At 71.8% G+C, this 18,243-nt stretch carries 17 protein-coding genes and 1 pseudogene; 9 read left to right on the top strand and 9 right to left on the bottom strand.

Annotated elements, in window-relative coordinates:
- The first annotated feature begins 7 nt into the window (after window positions 1-7).
- Complete coding sequence (locus LRS74_RS10705) at window positions 8-514, top strand: pyridoxamine 5'-phosphate oxidase family protein (RefSeq protein WP_277740792.1); 507 nt, start codon at window positions 8-10, stop codon at window positions 512-514.
- 107 nt (window positions 515-621) lie between these two features.
- Here LRS74_RS10705 and sodN read toward each other — a convergent pair whose 3' ends face one another.
- Complete coding sequence (sodN, locus tag LRS74_RS10700) at window positions 622-1,017, bottom strand: superoxide dismutase, Ni (protein ID WP_144381457.1); 396 nt, start codon at window positions 1,015-1,017, stop codon at window positions 622-624.
- A gap of 143 nt (window positions 1,018-1,160) precedes the next feature.
- Between sodN and sodX the strand changes: the two genes are divergently transcribed.
- Window positions 1,161-1,658: a nickel-type superoxide dismutase maturation protease gene (gene sodX / locus LRS74_RS10695; protein ID WP_277744692.1), complete on the top strand. Its 498-nt coding sequence runs from the start codon at window positions 1,161-1,163 to the stop codon at window positions 1,656-1,658.
- 44 nt (window positions 1,659-1,702) lie between these two features.
- Here the strand turns inward: sodX and LRS74_RS10690 are convergent.
- Window positions 1,703-2,164 (bottom strand): annotated as a pseudogene (locus LRS74_RS10690) (CGNR zinc finger domain-containing protein); the annotation flags it as partial.
- Between the two features lie 106 nt (window positions 2,165-2,270).
- On the opposite strand from LRS74_RS10690, the gene LRS74_RS10685 reads away from it, so the two are divergent.
- Window positions 2,271-3,053 (top strand): class I SAM-dependent methyltransferase, encoded by a 783-nt coding sequence (locus LRS74_RS10685; RefSeq protein ID WP_277740791.1) that lies wholly within the window; start codon window positions 2,271-2,273, stop codon window positions 3,051-3,053.
- 116 nt (window positions 3,054-3,169) lie between these two features.
- Here the strand turns inward: LRS74_RS10685 and LRS74_RS10680 are convergent, their stop codons facing one another.
- Genes LRS74_RS10680 through LRS74_RS10670 form a run of 3 tightly spaced genes read right to left on the bottom strand, consistent with a single transcriptional unit; the run spans window position 3,170 to window position 5,853 of the window.
- Complete coding sequence (locus LRS74_RS10680; RefSeq protein WP_277740790.1) at window positions 3,170-3,931, bottom strand: amino acid ABC transporter ATP-binding protein; 762 nt, start codon at window positions 3,929-3,931, stop codon at window positions 3,170-3,172.
- On the bottom strand, window positions 3,928-4,860 hold the full coding sequence (locus LRS74_RS10675) for an amino acid ABC transporter permease (RefSeq protein ID WP_277740789.1): 933 nt from the start codon (window positions 4,858-4,860) through the stop codon (window positions 3,928-3,930). The genes LRS74_RS10680 and LRS74_RS10675 overlap by 4 nt, the downstream gene beginning before the upstream one ends.
- A gap of 39 nt (window positions 4,861-4,899) precedes the next feature.
- Window positions 4,900-5,853, bottom strand: a complete 954-nt coding sequence (locus LRS74_RS10670) for an ABC transporter substrate-binding protein (protein ID WP_277740788.1) — start codon at window positions 5,851-5,853, stop codon at window positions 4,900-4,902.
- Window positions 5,854-6,423: 570 nt separating this feature from the next.
- On the opposite strand from LRS74_RS10670, the gene LRS74_RS10665 reads away from it, so the two are divergent.
- Window positions 6,424-7,644, top strand: a complete 1,221-nt coding sequence (locus LRS74_RS10665; protein ID WP_277740787.1) for an NADP-dependent malic enzyme — start codon at window positions 6,424-6,426, stop codon at window positions 7,642-7,644.
- A gap of 246 nt (window positions 7,645-7,890) precedes the next feature.
- Window positions 7,891-8,853, top strand: coding sequence for a zinc-binding dehydrogenase (locus LRS74_RS10660; RefSeq protein WP_277740786.1), 963 nt, complete (start codon window positions 7,891-7,893; stop codon window positions 8,851-8,853).
- A gap of 145 nt (window positions 8,854-8,998) precedes the next feature.
- On the opposite strand, the gene LRS74_RS10655 is transcribed toward LRS74_RS10660, so the two are convergent.
- From LRS74_RS10655 to LRS74_RS10645, 3 genes are read right to left on the bottom strand one after another with little or no spacing between them, the layout of a single operon-like run.
- Entirely contained in the window at window positions 8,999-9,874 is an 876-nt protein-coding gene (locus LRS74_RS10655; RefSeq protein ID WP_277740785.1) for a hypothetical protein, read from the bottom strand.
- A 60-nt stretch (window positions 9,875-9,934) separates the two neighbouring features.
- Window positions 9,935-11,056 carry a PadR family transcriptional regulator gene (locus LRS74_RS10650; protein ID WP_277740784.1) on the bottom strand — a complete coding sequence of 374 codons (1,122 nt, stop codon included), beginning with the start codon at window positions 11,054-11,056 and terminating at the stop codon, window positions 9,935-9,937.
- The gene (locus tag LRS74_RS10645) at window positions 11,056-12,045 is read right to left on the bottom strand and encodes a DUF4097 family beta strand repeat-containing protein (RefSeq protein WP_277740783.1); all 990 of its coding nucleotides are present in this window, start codon (window positions 12,043-12,045) and stop codon (window positions 11,056-11,058) included. Before LRS74_RS10645 ends, LRS74_RS10650 begins: the two co-directional genes overlap by 1 nt.
- A gap of 373 nt (window positions 12,046-12,418) precedes the next feature.
- Between LRS74_RS10645 and LRS74_RS10640 the strand changes: the two genes are divergently transcribed.
- The 3 genes from LRS74_RS10640 to LRS74_RS10630 are packed head-to-tail and all read left to right on the top strand — an operon-like array spanning window position 12,419 to window position 16,614.
- Window positions 12,419-15,226: a non-ribosomal peptide synthetase gene (locus LRS74_RS10640; protein WP_277740782.1), complete on the top strand. Its 2,808-nt coding sequence runs from the start codon at window positions 12,419-12,421 to the stop codon at window positions 15,224-15,226.
- A gap of 14 nt (window positions 15,227-15,240) precedes the next feature.
- The gene (locus tag LRS74_RS10635) at window positions 15,241-16,200 is read left to right on the top strand and encodes an NAD(P)-dependent oxidoreductase (RefSeq protein WP_277740781.1); all 960 of its coding nucleotides are present in this window, start codon (window positions 15,241-15,243) and stop codon (window positions 16,198-16,200) included.
- 15 nt (window positions 16,201-16,215) lie between these two features.
- On the top strand, window positions 16,216-16,614 hold the full coding sequence (locus tag LRS74_RS10630; protein ID WP_277740780.1) for a nuclear transport factor 2 family protein: 399 nt from the start codon (window positions 16,216-16,218) through the stop codon (window positions 16,612-16,614).
- 172 nt (window positions 16,615-16,786) lie between these two features.
- Here the strand turns inward: LRS74_RS10630 and LRS74_RS10625 are convergent, their stop codons facing one another.
- Window positions 16,787-17,383: a malonic semialdehyde reductase gene (locus tag LRS74_RS10625; RefSeq protein ID WP_277740779.1), complete on the bottom strand. Its 597-nt coding sequence runs from the start codon at window positions 17,381-17,383 to the stop codon at window positions 16,787-16,789.
- A gap of 162 nt (window positions 17,384-17,545) precedes the next feature.
- Between LRS74_RS10625 and LRS74_RS10620 the strand changes: the two genes are divergently transcribed.
- Window positions 17,546-18,226 (top strand): TetR/AcrR family transcriptional regulator, encoded by a 681-nt coding sequence (locus tag LRS74_RS10620; protein WP_277740778.1) that lies wholly within the window; start codon window positions 17,546-17,548, stop codon window positions 18,224-18,226.
- Window positions 18,227-18,243 lie beyond the last annotated feature (17 nt).

The raw sequence follows: 18,243 nt of genomic DNA, 5'->3' as shown, positions 1-18,243 counted from the left end.
GGCGGGCATGGCCGAACCCCGCCCGACGACTGAGCTGGACCCCCGCTACAGCGAGCCCGACGCGGTTCCCACCGACTGGTCGGAGGCTCGCGCGCTGCTGGCGGCCGCCGAGCTGTACTGGCTCTCCACGGTGCGCCCCGACGGCCGCCCGCACGTCACCCCGCTGCTGTGCGTCTGGCTGGACGGCGCCCTCTTCTTCTGCACCGGCCCCGAGGAGCGCAAGGCCGGGAACCTGGCAGCCAACCCCAACTGTGTGCTCACCACCGGCGCCAACGCGCTGCGCGAAGGGCTCGACCTGGTGGTCGAGGGCGCCGCGCTGCCGGTGACCGACGATTGTCGGCTGCGCCGGGTGGCGGCGGCGTACGAGGAGAAGTACGGAGGTGAGTGGCGCTTCGAGGTGCGCGACGGGGCCTTCCACCACGACGCGGGCACGGCGCTGGTCTTCGAGGTCGCTCCCAGCACCGCCTTCGGCTTCCGCAAGGGGGCCTACAGCCAGACCCGCTGGCGCTTCTGAGCCCGACGGCGCACACCCGGGTCGGCGCGCATACGCGAGGGCGCCCGGTCGGTGGCTCGACCGGACGCCCTCGTACGCTCCGCGCGCCGTGGCGCCGCGTCAGCGCCTCACGCCTTCTTGGTCTCCCAGAAGATCTCGTCGATCCGGGCGATGAGGTCCAGCGCCTTCTGGCCGGTGGCCGGGTCGTTCGACGCCTTGGCCGCGCTCAGGGCCTTGAGGGTGTCGTTGACCAGCTGGTGCAGCTCGGGGTACTTCTCGAAGTGCGGCGGCTTGAAGTAGTCGCTCCACAGCACCGAGACGTGGTGCTTGGCGAGCTCGGCGCGCTGCTCCTTGATGATGAGGGCGCGGGTACGGAAGTCCGGGTCCTCGTTGGCCTGGTACTTCTCCTGGACGGCCTTGACCGACTCGGCCTCGATGCGGGCCTGGGCCGGGTCGTAGACGCCGCAGGGAAGGTCGCAGTGGGCGCTGACCTTCACCTTGGGCGCGAACAGGCGGGAGAGCATAAAAGCTGTCCTTCCTCGTGATCGTCTTCTCAGGTGCGAGATTACTCCGTGAGGGAAGGCTTTTCTCGGGTGCCCCGGGGGGCTTAGGTCAAAAGTCCGGTGGGAGCCTGGGGCTGGTGAAGGATCGGACCGGAGGTGCCGGGATGCAGGAGCAGGCGCACGATCGCGGGCAGGAGCAGGACCGCGAGCGCCGCGGTCTGCTGCGGATCGGGCTCGCGGAGGTGCACAACCCGTCGATGGTGCCGACGCTCAGCCCGGGCGACCAGCTCGTCGTGCGGTACGGCGCGGTGGTGCGGGCGGGCGACGTGGTGGTGGTGCGCCACCCGTTCCGGCAGGACCTGCTGATCGTCAAGCGCGCGGTGGAGCGGCGCGAGGGCGGCTGGTGGGTGATGGGGGACAACCGGTACGTGGAGAACGACAGCCGCGAGTTCGGCATGGTGCCGGACGACCTGGTGGTGGCGCGGGTGTGGCTGCGGCTGCGGCCGCCGCCGTGGGCGCGCGGCGGTCAGCGCTCGGTGGTCGGGGCGCTGTCCTGGGTCCCCTCCGCGGTGCGGCTGGTCTCCGCCGGCCGCTGGTCGCGCGGGGCGGGTGGCGCGGCGGGGGCGGGCCGTTCGGCGTTCAGGCGCTTGCGGGCGCGGTAGGCGGCGACGTTCGCCCGGGTCGCGCAGCGGTCGGAGCAGTAGCGCCGTGAACGATTCGTCGATGTGTCGACATACACCTTGCGGCAGGGTGCCGCCTCGCAGATGCCGAGCCGGTCCACCCCCAGCTCGGTGAGCTGGAAGGCGAGCCCCATGGAGGCGGTCGCGGCATAGCCGGCGCCGGCGCTGGTCGCGTGGTCGGCGATGTGCATATGCCACTTGGGGCGGCCGTCCTCGTCCCGGAACTCGTGCCCGGAGATCTGCGGGCTGACCGGGAACTCCAACATCAGCGCGTTGAGCAGGTCCACGGCCCGTACCTCATCCCCCTCGGCCGCCGCCTCGAAGACGGCGCGCAGCCGGGCCCGGACGGCGCGCAGCCGGGTCACGTCCGCCTCGGTGGTGCGTCGCGCCAGGGCGGACTGGGTGTGTCCGACGAGGGTGCGCACGGCGTCGACCGTGGTCAGCGAGTCGGTGCCGCGCTGGGTCTCCTCGGTGTTGACCAGCCGCACGGCGAGATCGGAGTAATAAGCCAGTTCCACTTGAGGTCCTTACAAGGGCGGTCTATGGTCGGTAATAGATGCTGTGCTAACGAGGGTATTACGGAAGGGAGGCTTCATGGCTGACACCATGGCCGCCGCACCGGACTGGACGGCCTGGCAGAACAGCTGGGACCGGCAGCAGGAGTGGTATCTGCCCGATCGCGAGGAGCGGTTCCGGGTGATGCTGGACTCCGTCGAGGCGTTGGTCGGCCCCGAGCCCCGGGTGCTCGACCTGGCCTGCGGCACCGGCTCCATCTCCGCGCGACTGCTGCGCCGCTTCCCGGGCGCCACCAGCGTCGGCGTGGACCGGGACCCGGCGCTGCTGGCCATCGCGCGTGGCTCCTTCGCCGCGGAGCCGCGGGTCCGGTTCGTCACCGTCGACCTGCTGGATCCGCGGTGGACCGAGGCCCTGCCGCACTCCTCCTACGACGCCGTGCTCACCGCGACCGCCCTGCACTGGATGGACGGTGCGGCGCTCCGGGTGCTCTACGGACAGCTGGCCGGACTGCTGCCCGACGGCGGGGTGTTCCTCAACGCCGACCACATGCCGGACGAGTCCACCCCGCGGCTGAACGAGGCGGAGCGGAGCTACCGGCGTGCCGCGCGACAGCGGGCCAGGGACGAGGGCGCGCAGGACTGGGCCGACTGGTGGCGGGCGCTCGCGGCCGACCCGACGCTCGCCGAGGTGACCGCCGAGCGCTTCGCCCGCTACGGCGATCCGAGCGCGGGCGACGACCACGGCGACGACCCGATGTACCCGCCCGCCTGGCACGCGGCCGCGCTGCGCGAGGCCGGCTTCGACGAGGCGCGGCCCGTGTGGTGCTCGGTCACCGACGGGCTGGTGCTGGCGCTGAAGTAGCCGGCCCGCGGTGTCCCGGCCGCCGACGGAGGGGCGGCCTACGGAGGGACCGGCGCTGTTCCGGCGATGCCGCGAGGGCGGTGCGGACCGATGTCCGCACCGCCCCCGGCGTCTGCTTAAAGGACCTTCGACAGGAACGACTTCGTCCTCTCGTGCTGCGGGTTGGTCAGCACGTCACGCGGGTTGCCCGACTCGACCACCACGCCGTTGTCCATGAAGACGACGGAGTCGCCGACCTCGCGGGCGAAGCCCATCTCGTGCGTGACGACGACCATCGTCATGCCGTCCTCGGCCAGCCCGCGCATCACGTCGAGCACATCGCCGACCAGCTCCGGGTCGAGCGCGGAGGTGGGCTCGTCGAAGAGCATCAGCTTGGGCTCCATGGCCAGCGCCCGGGCGATCGCGACCCGCTGCTGCTGGCCGCCGGAGAGCTGCGAGGGGTAGTTGCCCCCCTTGGTGCCCAGCCCGACCCGGTCCAGCAGCTTCTGCGCGCGCTCCCGCGCCACCGCCTTGGACTCGCCCTTGACCTGTACGGGCGCCTCCATGACGTTCTCCAGCGCCGTCATGTGCGGGAAGAGGTTGAAGCGCTGGAAGACCATGCCGATGTCGCGGCGCTTGGCGGCGACCTCGCGGTCCTTGAGCTCGTAGAGCTTGTTGCCCTGCTGGCGGTAGCCCACCAGGTCGCCGTCGACGTACAGCCGCCCGGAGTTGATCTTCTCCAGGTGGTTGATGCAGCGCAGGAAGGTGGACTTCCCGGAGCCGGACGGGCCGATCAGGCAGAACACCTCACGCGGGGCGACCTCGAGGTCGATGCCCTTGAGGACCTGGACCGCGCCGTAGGACTTGTGGACGCCTTCGGCCTTCACCATGGCGGTCATGCGGCACCTCCAGAGGGGCGACGGGACGAGAACTGGCGACGGATGCGCTGCATCGGGGTGGGCGGCAGGTTCCTGGTGGCGCCCTTGGCGTAGTACCTCTCAAGGTAGTACTGGCCCACGCTGAGGACCGAGGTCAGGATCAGGTACCAGGCCGCGGCGAGGAAGAGCATCTCGCCCGGGGCACCGGTGATCTGGCCCAGGTTCTGGGCCGCCTGCAGCAGGTCCCAGTAGGTCACGGCGATCACCAGCGAGCTCGTCTTGAGCATGTTGATGAACTCGTTGCCGGTCGGCGGCACGATCACGCGCATCGCCTGCGGCAGCACCACGCGGCGCAGCGTCTTGGTGTGGCTCATGCCGAGCGCGTGCGCGGCCTCGGTCTGGCCCTCGTCGACCGCCTGCAGACCGGCGCGGCAGATCTCCGCCATGTACGCGGCCTCGTTCAGGCCGAGGCCGAGCAGCGCGGCCAGGAACGGGGTCATGAAGTCCGACCACTCGTCCTGGTAGATCGGGCCCAGGTTGATGTATTCGAAGATCAGGCCCAGGTTGAACCAGAGCAGCAGCTGCACATAGACCGGGGTGCCGCGGAAGAACCAGATGTAACCCCAGGCGATGGCCGAGGTCACCGGGTTCTTCGACAGCCGCATGACGGCGAGGATGACGCCCAGGACCACACCGAGCACCATCGAGGCGATGGTGATCCAGATGGTCTTCCCGACACCTTCGAGAACCTGGTCGTTGAAGAAGTTGTCGGGGATCGCGCCCCAGTTGACCTTGCCCTGGGAGAAGGCGTAAACCAGCGCCGCCAGCAGCCCGAGCACCACGAATGCGGAGACCCAACGGCCGTAATGACGGACCGGAATGGCCTTCATGTCCTCCGGGGCGGGCGGCGGAGCATCCTGCGGCTCCGACTTCTCGATGTCAACACTCACGGAAATTGCCTTTCAGCGGAAAGTGGGGAGCGGTCGGGATCACTTGCCGCTGTTGATGTTGGCCTCGGTGACCGCGCCGTCGGCGACGCCCCACTTGCTGAGGATCTTCTCGTATTCGCCGGTGCGGATGATCGCGTCGAGCGCGGCCTTGAGGGCGTCACGCAGCTGGGCGTCGTCCTTGCTCACCGCGATGCCGTACGGGGCCGCCTCGACCTGCTCGCCGACGATCTCGAAGTCGTCGCCGCCGCCGGAGGTCTTCACCGCGTAGGCGGCGACCGGGAAGTCGCTGGACCCGGCGTCCGCGCCGCCGCCGCGCAGCCGGGTCTGGGCCTCGGTGTCGTTGGCGAACGACTCGATCTTGATCTTCTTCTCGTCGTCGTCCTCGCACTTCTTCGACTGGCTCTTGGCCAGGTCGTGCGAGACGGTGCCGCGCTGGACCACGATGGTCTTGCCGCAGAGGTCCTCCCAGTCCTTGATGCCCTGGTCGTCGCCCTTGCGGGTGTAGATCGAGACGCCGGCGGTGATGTAGTCGACGAAGTCGACGCCCTCACCGACCTTCTTGCCGGTCTCCGGGTCCGTGCCCTCCTGGCGGCTCTTGTTGTCCGTCATCGCGGACATCGCGATGTCGTAGCGGCCGGCCTTCATGCCGGTGAGGAGGGTGTCGAAGGTGGCGTTGGAGAACTTCATCTCCACGCCGAGCTGCTTGCCCATCGCCTCGGCGAGGTCCGGGTCGATGCCCATGACTTTGCCGTCTTTGCGGAACTCGACCGGCGGGTAGTTGATGTCGGAACCGACCTCGATCGCGCCGGCGCTCTGGATGTCCTTGGGCAGCATGCCGAAGAGCGGGGCCTTGTTGGTGGAGTCCACCTGGCCCGGCTTGTCGCGCTGGTCGCCGCAACCGGTCAGCAGCAGGGCGCCGATGACCGCTGTCGCTCCGACCGAGGCAAGTCGCCTGTGAGCCCCGGATGAGCGGCGGGTGGTGCTTGCGGTCATGAGTGGATCCTCCTGCGAGTGAGGGAGAGCCGAAAGGCCTGACACACACCTTTGAGTGTCGCGGCCTCGTGCGTTTGCGGCATCTTGCCATCCGGACGGGCGCAATCGACCGGCTGACTATGTCAAAATCGGATAACGGGTGATCCCCGTGGCACACCAGGCCGGAACACCGGGCCGGACCGTGGTGAAAAAAGGCGGATCGAGAGTTTCATCACGCGCACTTCATCTCACGAGATGGACATTCAGCGCGTTTGGGCCCGACTGGTTGCGCTTGTGCTGCTTCCAGTGTGAATCGGCGTTAACGCGGCGTATCCCTACCGCGACCCCATCGCATCGGCGACCGGCCGGTGACGCAAGGCGACAGAACCCGCTCGTCCTCGGAAGTGTCCTTCCGGTAGAACAGGCGATCACACCCCTCACCCGGGGCTCAGGGCGCATGTGCGATGCGCCCGGCGTGCGACTCCGTGCGCGGTCAGCCGGCCGCGTCGGGAGGGCGAACGCGGTGCCCGCCCGTTCCGCACAGCAGGAGCGGACTACCCTCGACAGCAATACGACAAAGGGGTCACATACATGTCAGCGGAGATCGTTAATCCTCTCAGCGCCACTGACGGCGCCGCCGAGAGCACCGAGGCCGGTGGGTTGATCGACCCGGCCTTCGCGTTGCACCGGGGCGGCAAGATGGCGATCGAGGCCACCGTGCCGGTGCGCGACAAGGACGATCTGTCTCTCGCCTACACGCCTGGCGTGGCGAAGGTCTGCGAGGCGATCGCCGAGCAGCCCGACCTGGTCCACGACTACACCTGGAAGTCCCAGGTCGTCGCCGTGGTGACGGACGGCAGCGCGGTGCTCGGCCTGGGGGACATCGGCCCGGAGGCGTCGCTGCCGGTCATGGAGGGCAAGGCGATCCTCTTCAAGCAGTTCGGCGGCGTGGACGCGGTGCCCATCGCGCTCGACTGCCGTGAGGTCGACGAGATCGTGGAGACCGTCGCCCGGCTCGCGCCGTCCTTCGGCGGCGTCAACCTGGAGGACATCTCGGCGCCGCGGTGCTTCGAGATCGAGCGCAAGCTCCAGGAGCGCGTGGACATCCCGATCTTCCACGACGACCAGCACGGCACGGCCGTGGTCACCCTGGCGGCTCTGCGCAACGCCGCGCGGCTGACCGGCCGGGCCCTCGGTGAGCTGCGCGCGGTCATCTCCGGCGCCGGCGCGGCCGGTGTGGCGATCGCCAAGATCCTGGTGGAGGCCGGCCTCGGCGATGTCGCGGTCTGCGACCGCAAGGGCATCGTCTCCAGCGACCGCGAGGACCTCACCGACGTCAAGCGCGAGCTGGCCGGCTTCACCAACAAGGCGGGCCTCAGCGGCTCCCTGGAGACCGCGCTGAACGGCGCCGACGTCTTCATCGGCGTCAGCGGCGGCACGGTCCCGGAGTCCGCGGTCGCCACCATGGCCGAGGGCGCCTTCATCTTCGCGATGGCCAACCCCACGCCGGAGATCCACCCGGACGTCGCGCACAAGTACGCGGCCGTCGTCGCCACCGGGCGCAGCGACTTCCCGAACCAGATCAACAACGTCCTCGCCTTCCCCGGCATCTTCGCCGGCGCCCTCCAGGTCCGCGCCTCGCGGATCACCGAGGGCATGAAGCTCGCCGCGGCCGAGGCGCTCGCCGCCGTGGTCGCCGACGAGCTGAGCGCGGACAAGGTGATCCCCTCGCCGTTCGACGAGCGGGTCGCCCCGGCCGTCACCGCGGCCGTCGCGGCCGCCGCCCGCGCGGAGGGCGTCGCCCGCCGCTGACGGCGTTCTCGACAGCGCTGACGCGCTGACAAGGCGTGCCCGGGCCGGGGCCGCCCCTCGGGGAGGGGGCGGGCCCGGCCCTTCGCGTACCCCTTGACCTTGACGGGCGGACGACCGCCGTGCCGGTGCCGGTCGACGCGGCCCGGTATGCCCCCGGAAGGGCTTCTGCTACCGGCGAGGGACGCGGCGCGTGTCACATCCCCGCGAGGTTCCGCCGCGTCCCCGTCGCGGCCTATCGTCAAGGTCATGTTCGCTGCCTACGCCGCACGCATCGACCGCGATCAGCCGCTCAACGGACTGGAATTGGGGGAACGACCGGCTCCGGAGCGCCGCCCCGGATGGACCATCGTCAACGTCAAGGCCGCGTCCCTCAACCATCACGACCTGTGGTCGCTGCGGGGGGTCGGCCTCGGTGAGGAGTCGCTCCCGATGATCCTCGGCTGCGACGCGGCCGGGATCGACGAGAACGGCAACGAGGTCGTCCTGCACTCCGTCATCGGCCAGACCGGCCACGGGGTCGGCCCGCGCGAGCCGCGCTCCATCCTGACCGAGCGCTACCAGGGCACCTTCGCCGAGCAGGTCGCGGTGCCCAGCTGGAACCTGCTGCCCAAGCCCAAGGAACTCTCCTTCGAGGAGGCGGCCTGTCTGCCGACCGCCTGGCTGACGGCCTACCGGATGCTGTTCACCAACGCCGGGGTGCGCCCCGGTGACACCGTGCTGGTCCAGGGGGCCGGCGGTGGGGTGGCCACCGCCGCGATCGTGCTGGGCGCCGCCGCCGGGCTGCGGGTGCTGGCCACCAGCCGGGACGAGGCCAAGCGCAAGCGCGCGGTGGACCTGGGCGCCGAGGGCGCGTACGAGCCGGGGGAGCGGCTGCCGCGCCGGGTGGACGCCGTCATCGAGACGGTGGGCGCCGCCACCTGGTCGCACTCCGTCAAGTCCCTCAGGCCCGGCGGCACGCTGGTGATCTCGGGGGCCACCTCCGGTCCCGACCCCAAGTCCACCGAGCTGAACCGGATCTTCTTCCTGGAGCTGAAGGTCGTCGGCTCGACCATGGGCACCAAGGAGGAGCTGGAGGACCTGCTGAACTTCTGCGCGGCGCGCGGGGTACGGCCGGTCATCGACTCGGTGCTGCCGCTGGACCGCGCCCGCGAGGGGTTCGAGAAGATGGCGGGCGGCGACCAGTTCGGGAAGATCGTGCTGACGGTGTGATCCGTCGCCGCCGGCGGTCGACGGTGTGATCCGTCGCCGCCGGTGGCCCGCCGCCGTCGTGGCCTCGGGGCCCCGCCGCCGTCGTCGGCCGGTCCAGGTGGCGGCGGACGATCGACGGGCCGTCATGGCGCGTCCCGCGGCGCGCCTACGCGTAGGCGACCTGGATCCGGCCGATCCCCAGGGTGCCCTGGGTGGGCAGCATCCCCGCCTGGAAGACCGCGCCGACGAGCGGAAGGACCAGCTCCGCCAGCCGTTCGGAGCGGGCCGGGCCCAGCGCCCGCCACGGGGCGGTGGCCAGCGCGTCGGTATGGCGCTCGACGGCGTCCCGGCCCTCCCGGCCGCGCGCGGTGGCCTTGCCGGACGCGTCCAGCCAGCCGCGCTCGACGAGCCGGGCGCGGGCGGCCGACCACTCCACGGGACTCCACCCCCGGGAGGCGAAGTTGGCCTCGGGCGCGGCGTCGACGGCGGCGAAGGAGACCAGGGACTCGCAGGGGTCGAGGTCGGCGGCGAGCAGGGCGACGAGATGGCCGTCGCCACGGTGCTCGCGCAGCACCGTGGCGGCCTGCCAGAGGGCGAGGTGCGGCTCGTCGGGCCAGCCCAGGTCGCGGTTGGCGGCCGCCAGCGGGCGGGCGGCGGTGACGGCGTGCTCGGCGGCCTCCCGCGCGAGCTCCGCGGCCTCCGCCATCTCCGGGCTCGCTGTCCGCTCCGGGAACAGCGCCCGGAAGGTGCGGTCCACCGCGCGGAGCCGGGCGTCCAGCACGGCCTCGGGGGACGCGGTGCGCCAGACGGCGGGGACGTGCTCGGCGACCATCCGCGGCGCGAAGCCGAAGAACGTGGCGGTGACCAGCTCGGGTCCCGCCGCGCCGAGCGGGGCCGCGCGCCAGGCGAAGTAGCTCGGCCAGCGGGAGGAGAGGTCGTAGCCGAGCGCGGCGGCCTCCTCGTTCGCCTGCGGAGAGAAGTACAGACAGGCGTGCAAAGGCTCCAGCTGGTGCCACATCCTGCGGGCGAGGGCTGCTGTCATGACGGGCCTCCCGGGGTAACGACTCGTGATCACCGACGAGTTGACCCTAACCCGAACCCGTCAAGCCCGCCCCGCGCGGCGCAGCAGGGCGTTGATGCCCGTCGCCGTCTCGGCCAGCCACCGCCGGGCCTCGGCCACCGTGTCCTCGCTCACCGTGTGGTCGCGGGCCGTGTCGCGGATGTCGTCACGGAAGCGGTCCAGCAGCCGTTCCAGGTCGCGCGCCGGATCGCCGCTGGTACGGAACTCGCGCGACCACTCGGGCTCCGCCCCCCGCTCGGGGGCGGCCGCCCCCGCCGGCTCCGTCGCCCTCTTCGGATCTGCCGACCCCGCCGACCCCGCCGACCCCGAGGTCTCGGCCGTACGGTCCCGCTCCGCGGCGGCCTTCGGACCTCGGCCCGTCGTCCTCGACTCCCCGCCGTCGGGCCCGCGGTCGGCGGGGGCGGGGTCCGGCTCCTGGCGGGAGAGTCGGCCGAGGCCGCGCGAGACCTCGGCCAGGCCCTCGCGGACCGCACGCTGCCAGTCGCCCGAGCGGAGGTGTTCCTGGGTCTGCTCCTGGAGCCGCCGGGCGAACGCCTGGAGCTCCTCGCGGGCCTGCTCCTCGGCGGCCCTGGCCTGCCGACGGGCCCGCTGGGCGTCCTGTCGGGCGCGCCGTGACTCCTCCTTGGCGCGACGGGCCTGCTCTCGCCATTCGTCCTTGGCGTGCCGCATCTCCTCCTCGGCGGCCCGCCATGCCTCGTGCTCGGGGCCGCCCCGGTCCCACTCCCCGGTCGGGGCGTCGGCGGCGTCGGGGGCGGTGCGGGTCCGCCGGGCGGCCTCGCGCATCTCCCGACGCAGGTCGCTGGCGGAGTCGCGGACGTCCTCCCGGATCTCGGCGGCGAGTTCGGCGACGGACTCGCGGATCTCCACCTCCAGCTCGGCCAGTTCGCCGCTCCGGTCGGCGAGTTCGGCGCGGCCGGCGTCGGTGGTCGCGTAGACCTTGCGGCCGCCCTCGGTGGTGTGGCTGACCAGTCCCTCGGCCTCCAGCTTGGCCAGCCGGGGGTAGACGGTGCCGGCGGAGGGGGCGTACATCCCGTGGAAGCGCTCCTCCAGCAGACGGATGACCTCGTAGCCGTGGCGCGGCGCCTCGTCCAGCAGCTTGAGGAGGTACAGCCGCAGTCGGCCGTGGGCGAAGACGGGGGGCATCAGAGGGCCTTCCCTTCCGTGCTGGTCGGAGCGTCCGGGCCGGCCGGAGCCTCGGGGCCGGCCGGAGTCCCGGGACCGGCGGGGGTGTGCGGGCCGGCGGGCGCCGGCGAGCCGCTCGGGGCGTCCCCGGCGCCCGGACCGTCCGGACCGCCCGCCGCGTCTGCCGCCTCGGGCGTGTCCGGGCGGCGCAGCAGGGCGATCGCGCCGGAGACGGTGGTGGCCCGGAGACTGCCGCGGCCCGAACCCAGCGTGCCGGTGATGCGCTTGGCTCCCCACTGGCCGCTGACCCGCAGGTCCTCGAAGGCGCAGGAGACCGTGCCGCTGGTGGTGTCGGCGTCGACCCGGGCGTCGGCGGGCTGCGGCAGTCGGACCGCGATCTCACCGGAGACGGTGGTCAGCCGGAGGTCGGTGCCGCGGGCGGCCCGATGCGGGGCGAGGTCGAGCACCATGTTCCCGCTGACCGAGTCGGCGTGCACCGCAGCGCCCTCGACGACGGTGAGGTCGCCGGAGACGGAGTGGAAGCGCAGCTCTCCGGTGACGGCCTGGGCCTCGACCCGGCCCGAGACGGTGTGGGCGGAGACCTCGCCGACCAGCCCGACCAGGGTGAGGTCTCCGGAGACGCCGCGCAGCTCGGCGCGGCCGGACAGGCCGGAGAGCACCACGTCGGCGCCGACGACGCCGATCGAGACGGCGGTGCCGGTGGGCACGGCGAGGGTGAGGTGCGCGGTGCGGGTCCACTCCCTCCGGTCGAGCCACTTCAGCGGGCTCTTCCAGGGGAGGTCGTCATAGCCGACCGACAGCCTGCCGTCCTGGTGGGTGACGGCCAGCGGCGGCCCCTCGATCTCGGAGACCTCCAGCCGGGCCGGGCCGTCGTCGGTGCCGACGACGTTGACCGTGCCGCCGACGATCCACACCTGGAGGGCGGTGGCGGGCTCGTCGAAGGTGAGCCTGCGCGGCTCGTCGATCGACCACTCGGACCGGGCTGACATCCCTGACCTCCCCAGGTACGGCGCTCCGCCGCGCACGGGTGGGGCGCCACGCGTACGCAATATATCGCGTATCCCTGCCCTTACGATATATCGCGAATATCGGAAGTCAAGGCGGTCACCGCACGGAGGGTGAGGGCTTGATCACGACCAAGGGCCGACCAAGGAGCGGTCAAGCGGGCGTCAAGAGATGTCGGGGCGTAGAGCCGCGCTAGAGCGCCGCTAGAGGATCGTGGAGGGCATATGTTCGAACTGTTACCTTCGTGGCCAACCCAAGGGAGGGAAGGGGTCGGTGAGGCCGATGGGAACAGTATTCGCGGAATTCTCCGAGCGAGGAGAACCCGAAGAACGGGAAGGGCCCGGGGACGGGCGATCCGTGATTCAACTGCTCGTTCGGGCGGCGCGGGACCATCCGGCCGCCGGTCTCCGCTATATCTCCGCCGAGGCGGAGGGCGGGGCGATATCGCAGTCCTATCCGGAACTCCTCGCCGAGGCGCGGGAAATGCTCGGCGGACTGCGCGACCGGGGCTTGCGGCCGGGCGACAGGGTGGCCCTGCTCGTGCCCGACCAGCGGGAGTTCGTGACCGCCTTCTGGGCCTGTCTGCTGGGCGGGTTCGTCCCCTGTCCGCTGGTGCAGCCGCCCGGCACCGTCACCCGCTGGGCCGCCCAGCTCACCCACCTCGACCGGCTGTTGGACGGCCCGCTCCTGGTCACCACCGAGGCGCTGGCCGCCGGGCTGCCCGTGGTGCCGGGGCGCGGGACGGCCCTGCTGGAGGAGTTGCGCGGCGACCACGCGCCGGCCCCGGACCACCCGGCCGCGCCCGAGGACCTCGCGCTGCTGGTGCTGACCTCCGGCTCCACCGGCAATGCCAAGGCGGTCATGCTGACCCATGGAAATCTGCTCGCCTCCATGGCGGGGAAGGCGGAAACGCAGCGTCTCACCGCCGCGGACACCACCTTCAACTGGATTTCCTTCGACCATGTCGCCGCACTTCTCGAAGCGCACCTGCTGCCGCTCGCGGTGGGCGCCACGCAATGGCACGCGCCGGCGCGGACCGTTCTGGAAAACCCGCTGGAATTCCTGCGCATCGTCTCCCGGCACCGGGTCACGATGACGTTCACGCCGAATTTCCTCCTCGGCTCGCTCAACGAGGCGGAGCACACGCTGGCGGAAAGCGGCGAGCGCCTCGACCTCGGCGCGCTGCGCCACATCGTCAGCGGCGGTGAGGCCAACGTCGTCGCCACCGGTGAGGAGTTCCTCGCCGGCTACGCCGCGCACGGGCTGCGCGGCTCCGCGCTCTGGCCGGCCTTCGGCATGACCGAGACCTGCGCCGGCAGTGTCTACAACCGGGACTTCCCCGCGGCCGACGCGGGCGCCGCCTTCGCCAACCTCGGCCGGCCCATCCGGGGCCTGGAGATCCGGATCGCGGACGAGCACCACCGGCCGCTGCCCGAGGGCGAGATCGGCGAACTCCAACTGCGCGGCACGATGATCACCCGCGGCTACTACAACGACGCCGAGGCCACCGCGGCGGCCTTCACCCCCGACGGCTGGTTCCGCAGCGGCGACCTGGGCCGCATCGTCGACGGCCGGCTCAGCCTCGAGGGGCGCAGCAAGGACAGCATCATCGTGAACGGCGTCAACTACTTCAGCCAGGAGATCGAGACGGCGCTGGAGCAGCTCGACGGCATCACGCCCGGCCATGTCGCGGCCTTCCCCACCCGCGCGCCGGGCAGCGACACCGAGCAGTTGGTGATCGCCTTCCATGCCGAGGCCGCGGCCCTCCCGGCGCCGGACCGCCCCCAGACCGCCGCCGACGAGGCCGAGCTGCACCGGCTGCTCACCGCCGTGCGTGCCACCACCGTCATGCTCTGGGGCTTCCGGCCGTCCGTGATCCTGCCGCTGCCCAAGGACGCCTTCCCCAAGACCAGCCTCGGCAAGACGCTGCGCCGCCGGATGCGGCAGACGCTGGAGAGCGGCGGCTACGCCGAGGCCGCCGCCCATGTCGCGGAGCTGACCTGCCGCCGGCTCGGCGGCCACACCCCGCCCCGCCCCGGCACCGAGCAGGTCCTCGCCGAGATCTACGCCGAGATGTTCGGCACCACCCCGGACCGGATCAGCGCCACCGCCAGCTTCTTCGACCTCGGCGGCACCTCCCTGGACATCCTGCGGCTGCGCCGCCGCGTCGACCAGCGGCTGGGCGTGCCCGACCTGCCGGTGATCACCGTGCTGACCGCCCCCTCCGTACGGGCGCTGGCCGCCCGCGTCGACGCCGGGCCCGCGGCCGACGGCGGCCACCGGGTGGCCGAGTACGACCCGGTCGTGCCGCTGCAGACCGGTGGCGCGAAGACCCCGCTGTTCTGTGTCCACCCCGGCGTCGGCGAGGTGCTCGTCTTCGTCAACCTCGCCAAGTACTTCGCCGGCGACCGGCCGTTCTACGCGCTGCGCGCCCGCGGCTTCAACGAGGGCGAGAAGCCCTTCGAGAGCTTCGAGGAGATGGTCTCCACCTATGTGGCCGCCATCCGCGCCCGCCAGCCGCACGGCCCCTACGCCATCGCCGGCTACTCCTACGGCGGCGCGGTCGCCTTCGAGATCGCCAAGGCGCTGGAGGCGCGCGGCGAGCGGGTCGACTTCGTCGGCAGCTTCAACCTGCCCCCGCACATCAAGTACCGGATGAACGAGCTCGACTTCATCGAGACCGCCACCAACCTCGCCTTCTTCCTCGATCTGATCGGGAAGCAGCAGTCACTGGAGCTGCCCGCCGTGCTCCGACCGCTGCCCCGCGCCGAGCAGCTCGCCCACTTCATGGAGCTCGCGCCGCCCGGCCGACTGGCCGAGCTCGACCTGGACCAGGAGAAGTTCGCCGCCTGGGCCGAGCTGGCCGATGGACTGACCGACCTGGGGCGCACCTACACTCCATCCGGAAAGGTCCGTTCCATGACGGTCTTCTACGCCACCCCGCTGCGCGGCACCAAGGCGGACTGGCTGGAACAGGAGATCCGGCGCTGGGACGACCACACCACGGGGGCGAACCGGTACATCGACGTCCCCGGCGAGCACTACACCCTCATGGGACCGCGCCACGTCGCGACCTTCCAGGCCGTGTTGCGTCGGGAGCTGGACCGCGCCCTGGGCGATGCCGACCGGGACCACGTCGCCGGGTGGCGACAGCGGAACAGCTAAGGAGCGGGCAGCGGATGGAAGGCAAGAAGATCCTGATCACGGGCGGCACCGGGCAGGTCGCCCGGCCGGTCGCCGAGGCGCTCGCGCGCCGCAACGAGGTGTGGTGCGTGGGCCGCTTCGGCACCCCGGGCGTCGAGGACGCGCTGCGCGCCCAGGGCATCGTGACCCGCCGTTGGGACATGGACGACCTGGAGGGGGCGGACTACGCGGGACTGCCCACCGACTTCACTCATGTCCTGCACTCGGCCGTCCGCCGCGGCGAGGACGGTGACGTCAACGCCGCCATCGAGGTCAACTCGCTCGCCTGCGGGCGTCTGATGCACCACTGCCGTACCGCCGAGGCGTTCCTGTTCGTGTCCACCGGGGCCCTCTACAAGCGGCAGACCCTGGACCACGCCTACACCGAGGACGACCCGGTCGACGGGGTCGCGGACTGGCTGCCGGCCTACCCGGTGGGCAAGATCGCCGCGGAGGGGGCGGTGCGCGCCTTCGCCGCGGTGCTGGGCCTGCCGACCACCATCGCCCGGCTCAACATCGCCTACGGGCCGGGTGGCTACGGCGGGGTGCCGATGCTCTACTTCAAGCGGATGCTGGCGGGCGAGCCGATACCGGTGCCGCGCCAGGGGCAGAACTGGTGCTCTCCGCTCCACACCGACGACCTGGTGGACCAGGTCCCGGCCCTGTGGGCGGCCGCCGCCACGCCGGCGACCCTGGTCAACTGGGGCGGCGACGAGCCGATGGGCATGACCGACTGCGTGCGCCATCTGGAGGAGCTCACCGGGGTGCCGGCCCGTCTGGTCCCCAGCGAGGTCACCCGCGAGACCTACCGCTTCGACCCGACCCGCCGCCGGAAGCTGACCGGGCCCTGCCGGGTCTCGTGGCGGGAGGGCATCCGGCGCACACTGGAGGAGCTGCACCCCGATCATGTGAAGCCGCGTGCGACGCAGCACGTGACGCGGCGCGACGAAGCCTAAGGAGACCGGATCACCGTGGCGTCCCCGAACATCGAGGCCATCCAGAGGTCCTACGCCGGATTCCGGGCCGGCGACCCGGACGGCCTGCTGTCGGCCATGCACCCCGACGTGGAGTGGGTCCACCCCGACGGACTGGAGAAGTACGGGCTGGGCGGCACCAAGCTGGGCCATGACGGGGTGCGCGCCTTCCTCGCGCGGGTCCCCGCGGTGCTCGGCGGGATGCGGCTGGAGCCCCGGGAGTTCATCGAGCAGGGCGACCGGGTGGTGGTCTTCGGCACCCGCCAGGTCACCTCGCTCAGCGGCCGGACCGCCACCCTGGACTTCGTGCACTCCTGGACCATGCGGGACGGCAAGGCGACCCGCGTGGAGGACATCTTCGACACCGTCGTCTTCAACGAGCTGCTCGACAGCTGAGCCTCCCCGGGGGCCGCCGGGTCCTCCCCGGCGGCCCCACCGGCGTTTTCCAGCCGCTGCCCGGGCAGCGCGCCTCCGGGCCCCGCGCCGACCCCGTCCGCCCCGCGTCGACCCCGTCCCGCCCGCGCAGACCCCGTCGCCCCGTGCCGCCGCCCTGTCCCGACCCGTGTCGTCAGACGGTGCTGACGACCTCCTCGTAGGCCAGCCGCGGCAGCCGCCCCATCCAGGCGTCCGGCCCCGGCCGGCCGATGTTGACCACGCACAGCGCCCGGTGCCGGCCGTCGGGGAAGAACTCGGCGCTGACGGCGTCCGCGTCGAACCCGATCATCGGACCGGCGGCCAGCCCCGCGGCGCGCACCCCCACGATGAGGTAGCCGATCTGGATCGCGGTGTTGAACCGCGCCGACTCCTCCCGCGCGGCCGGGTCCGCGAACAGCGCCTCGGGGTTCTCCATGAAGGGCACCAGCCGCGGCAGCTCCTCGTGGAAGTCCAGGTCCGCCCCGACCACCGCCACCAGCGGCGCCTTGGCGGTCTTCTCCTGGTTGCGGCCCGTCATCAGGGGCACCAGCCGGTCCCGCGCCTCCCGCGACCGCACCAGGACCACCCGCAGCGGCTGCTGGTTCAGCGAGGTGGGACCGTACTTGATCAACTCGTAGACGGCCCGCACCTGTTCGTCGGTGACCGGCTCGTCGGTGAAGGTGTGGGCGGTGCGGGCCGTGCGGAACAGCTGGTCCTGCACCTCGGCCGGCAGCGTGATGAGTTCGCTCATGGACCTCTCCTCGGGGGCGGTAAGAGGGCGAGTCAACTGGACTGGACGGTCTGGTCCAGTCCAGATCTGGAAGGCTAGACTCGCAAGTCCACTGAGTGCAAGGGCAGACTGAGGGTCAGTCAGATAATCGGAGTGGCCGGGACGGCGAGAGGACGGCGGGCGATGCGCACGCACAGCGGGCCACGGACGCGGGAGACGTCGCCACGACGCGGCGCCCCCGGACGCCCGGCGGGCCCGCAGCCCGCCAAGCGGCAGGCCATCCTGGAGGCCGCCGTCGCGGTCTTCCTGCGCGAGGGGTACGCGCGGGCCAGCGTCGACGTCATCGCCGACGAGGCCCGGGTGTCCAAGCAGACGGTCTACAACCACTTCGGCGACAAGCAGAGCCTGTTCATCGCCGCGGTCGAGGGCGAGCGCCGACGGGTGGCGGAGGGCTTCGCGCCCGGCGCCGCCGCGGGCCCCGACGACGGCACGGAGCGGGACGCCCGCGCGGAGCTGACCGCCTTCGGCCACCGAGTGCTCCAGGTGCTGCTGGACGAGCGCGCCTCGGCGCTGCGCCGGCTGGTCATCGCCGAGGTCGCGCGCCATCCCTGGCTGCGCCCGGCCTGCGCCGAGGGGGAGCCCCGGCAACTGGTGTCCGCCCTTGCTGAAACGCTTCGCCACCGTGACGCGCGGGGTGAGCTGAGCGTCCCCGACCCGGAGACCGGAGCCCGTCAGTTCGTGGCGCTCCTGGTGCAACAGGGCCTGCACCAGTCCATGTACGGCACCCGCCCGCTGACCGGCGGCGAGGCCGCGGACATCTGCGAGCAGGCCGCCGAGCTGTTCGTCCGCGCGTACCGCAGGTGACGTGTGAGGAGGTGGCA

The sequence above is a fragment of the Streptomyces sp. LX-29 genome (genome assembly GCF_029541745.1).
Classification (GTDB): Bacteria; Actinomycetota; Actinomycetes; order Streptomycetales; family Streptomycetaceae; genus Streptomyces.
The sequence above is the reverse complement of the archived record's forward strand: the minus strand, read 5'-3'. Positions and strand labels throughout refer to the sequence as shown.

Excerpts from the sequence above, each read along its gene's own strand:
- LRS74_RS10705 (WP_277740792.1), top strand. The coding sequence starts at position 8 with ATGGCCGAACCCCGCCCGACGACTGAGCTGGACCCCCGCTACAGCGAG.
- sodN (WP_144381457.1), bottom strand. The coding sequence starts at position 1,017 with ATGCTCTCCCGCCTGTTCGCGCCCAAGGTGAAGGTCAGCGCCCACTGC.
- sodX (WP_277744692.1), top strand. The coding sequence starts at position 1,161 with ATGCAGGAGCAGGCGCACGATCGCGGGCAGGAGCAGGACCGCGAGCGC.
- LRS74_RS10685 (WP_277740791.1), top strand. The coding sequence starts at position 2,271 with ATGGCTGACACCATGGCCGCCGCACCGGACTGGACGGCCTGGCAGAAC.
- LRS74_RS10680 (WP_277740790.1), bottom strand. The coding sequence starts at position 3,931 with ATGACCGCCATGGTGAAGGCCGAAGGCGTCCACAAGTCCTACGGCGCG.
- LRS74_RS10670 (WP_277740788.1), bottom strand. The coding sequence starts at position 5,853 with ATGACCGCAAGCACCACCCGCCGCTCATCCGGGGCTCACAGGCGACTT.
- LRS74_RS10665 (WP_277740787.1), top strand. The coding sequence starts at position 6,424 with ATGTCAGCGGAGATCGTTAATCCTCTCAGCGCCACTGACGGCGCCGCC.
- LRS74_RS10660 (WP_277740786.1), top strand. The coding sequence starts at position 7,891 with ATGTTCGCTGCCTACGCCGCACGCATCGACCGCGATCAGCCGCTCAAC.
- LRS74_RS10655 (WP_277740785.1), bottom strand. The coding sequence starts at position 9,874 with ATGACAGCAGCCCTCGCCCGCAGGATGTGGCACCAGCTGGAGCCTTTG.
- LRS74_RS10650 (WP_277740784.1), bottom strand. The coding sequence starts at position 11,056 with ATGCCCCCCGTCTTCGCCCACGGCCGACTGCGGCTGTACCTCCTCAAG.
- LRS74_RS10645 (WP_277740783.1), bottom strand. The coding sequence starts at position 12,045 with ATGTCAGCCCGGTCCGAGTGGTCGATCGACGAGCCGCGCAGGCTCACC.
- LRS74_RS10635 (WP_277740781.1), top strand. The coding sequence starts at position 15,241 with ATGGAAGGCAAGAAGATCCTGATCACGGGCGGCACCGGGCAGGTCGCC.
- LRS74_RS10625 (WP_277740779.1), bottom strand. The coding sequence starts at position 17,383 with ATGAGCGAACTCATCACGCTGCCGGCCGAGGTGCAGGACCAGCTGTTC.
- LRS74_RS10620 (WP_277740778.1), top strand. The coding sequence starts at position 17,546 with ATGCGCACGCACAGCGGGCCACGGACGCGGGAGACGTCGCCACGACGC.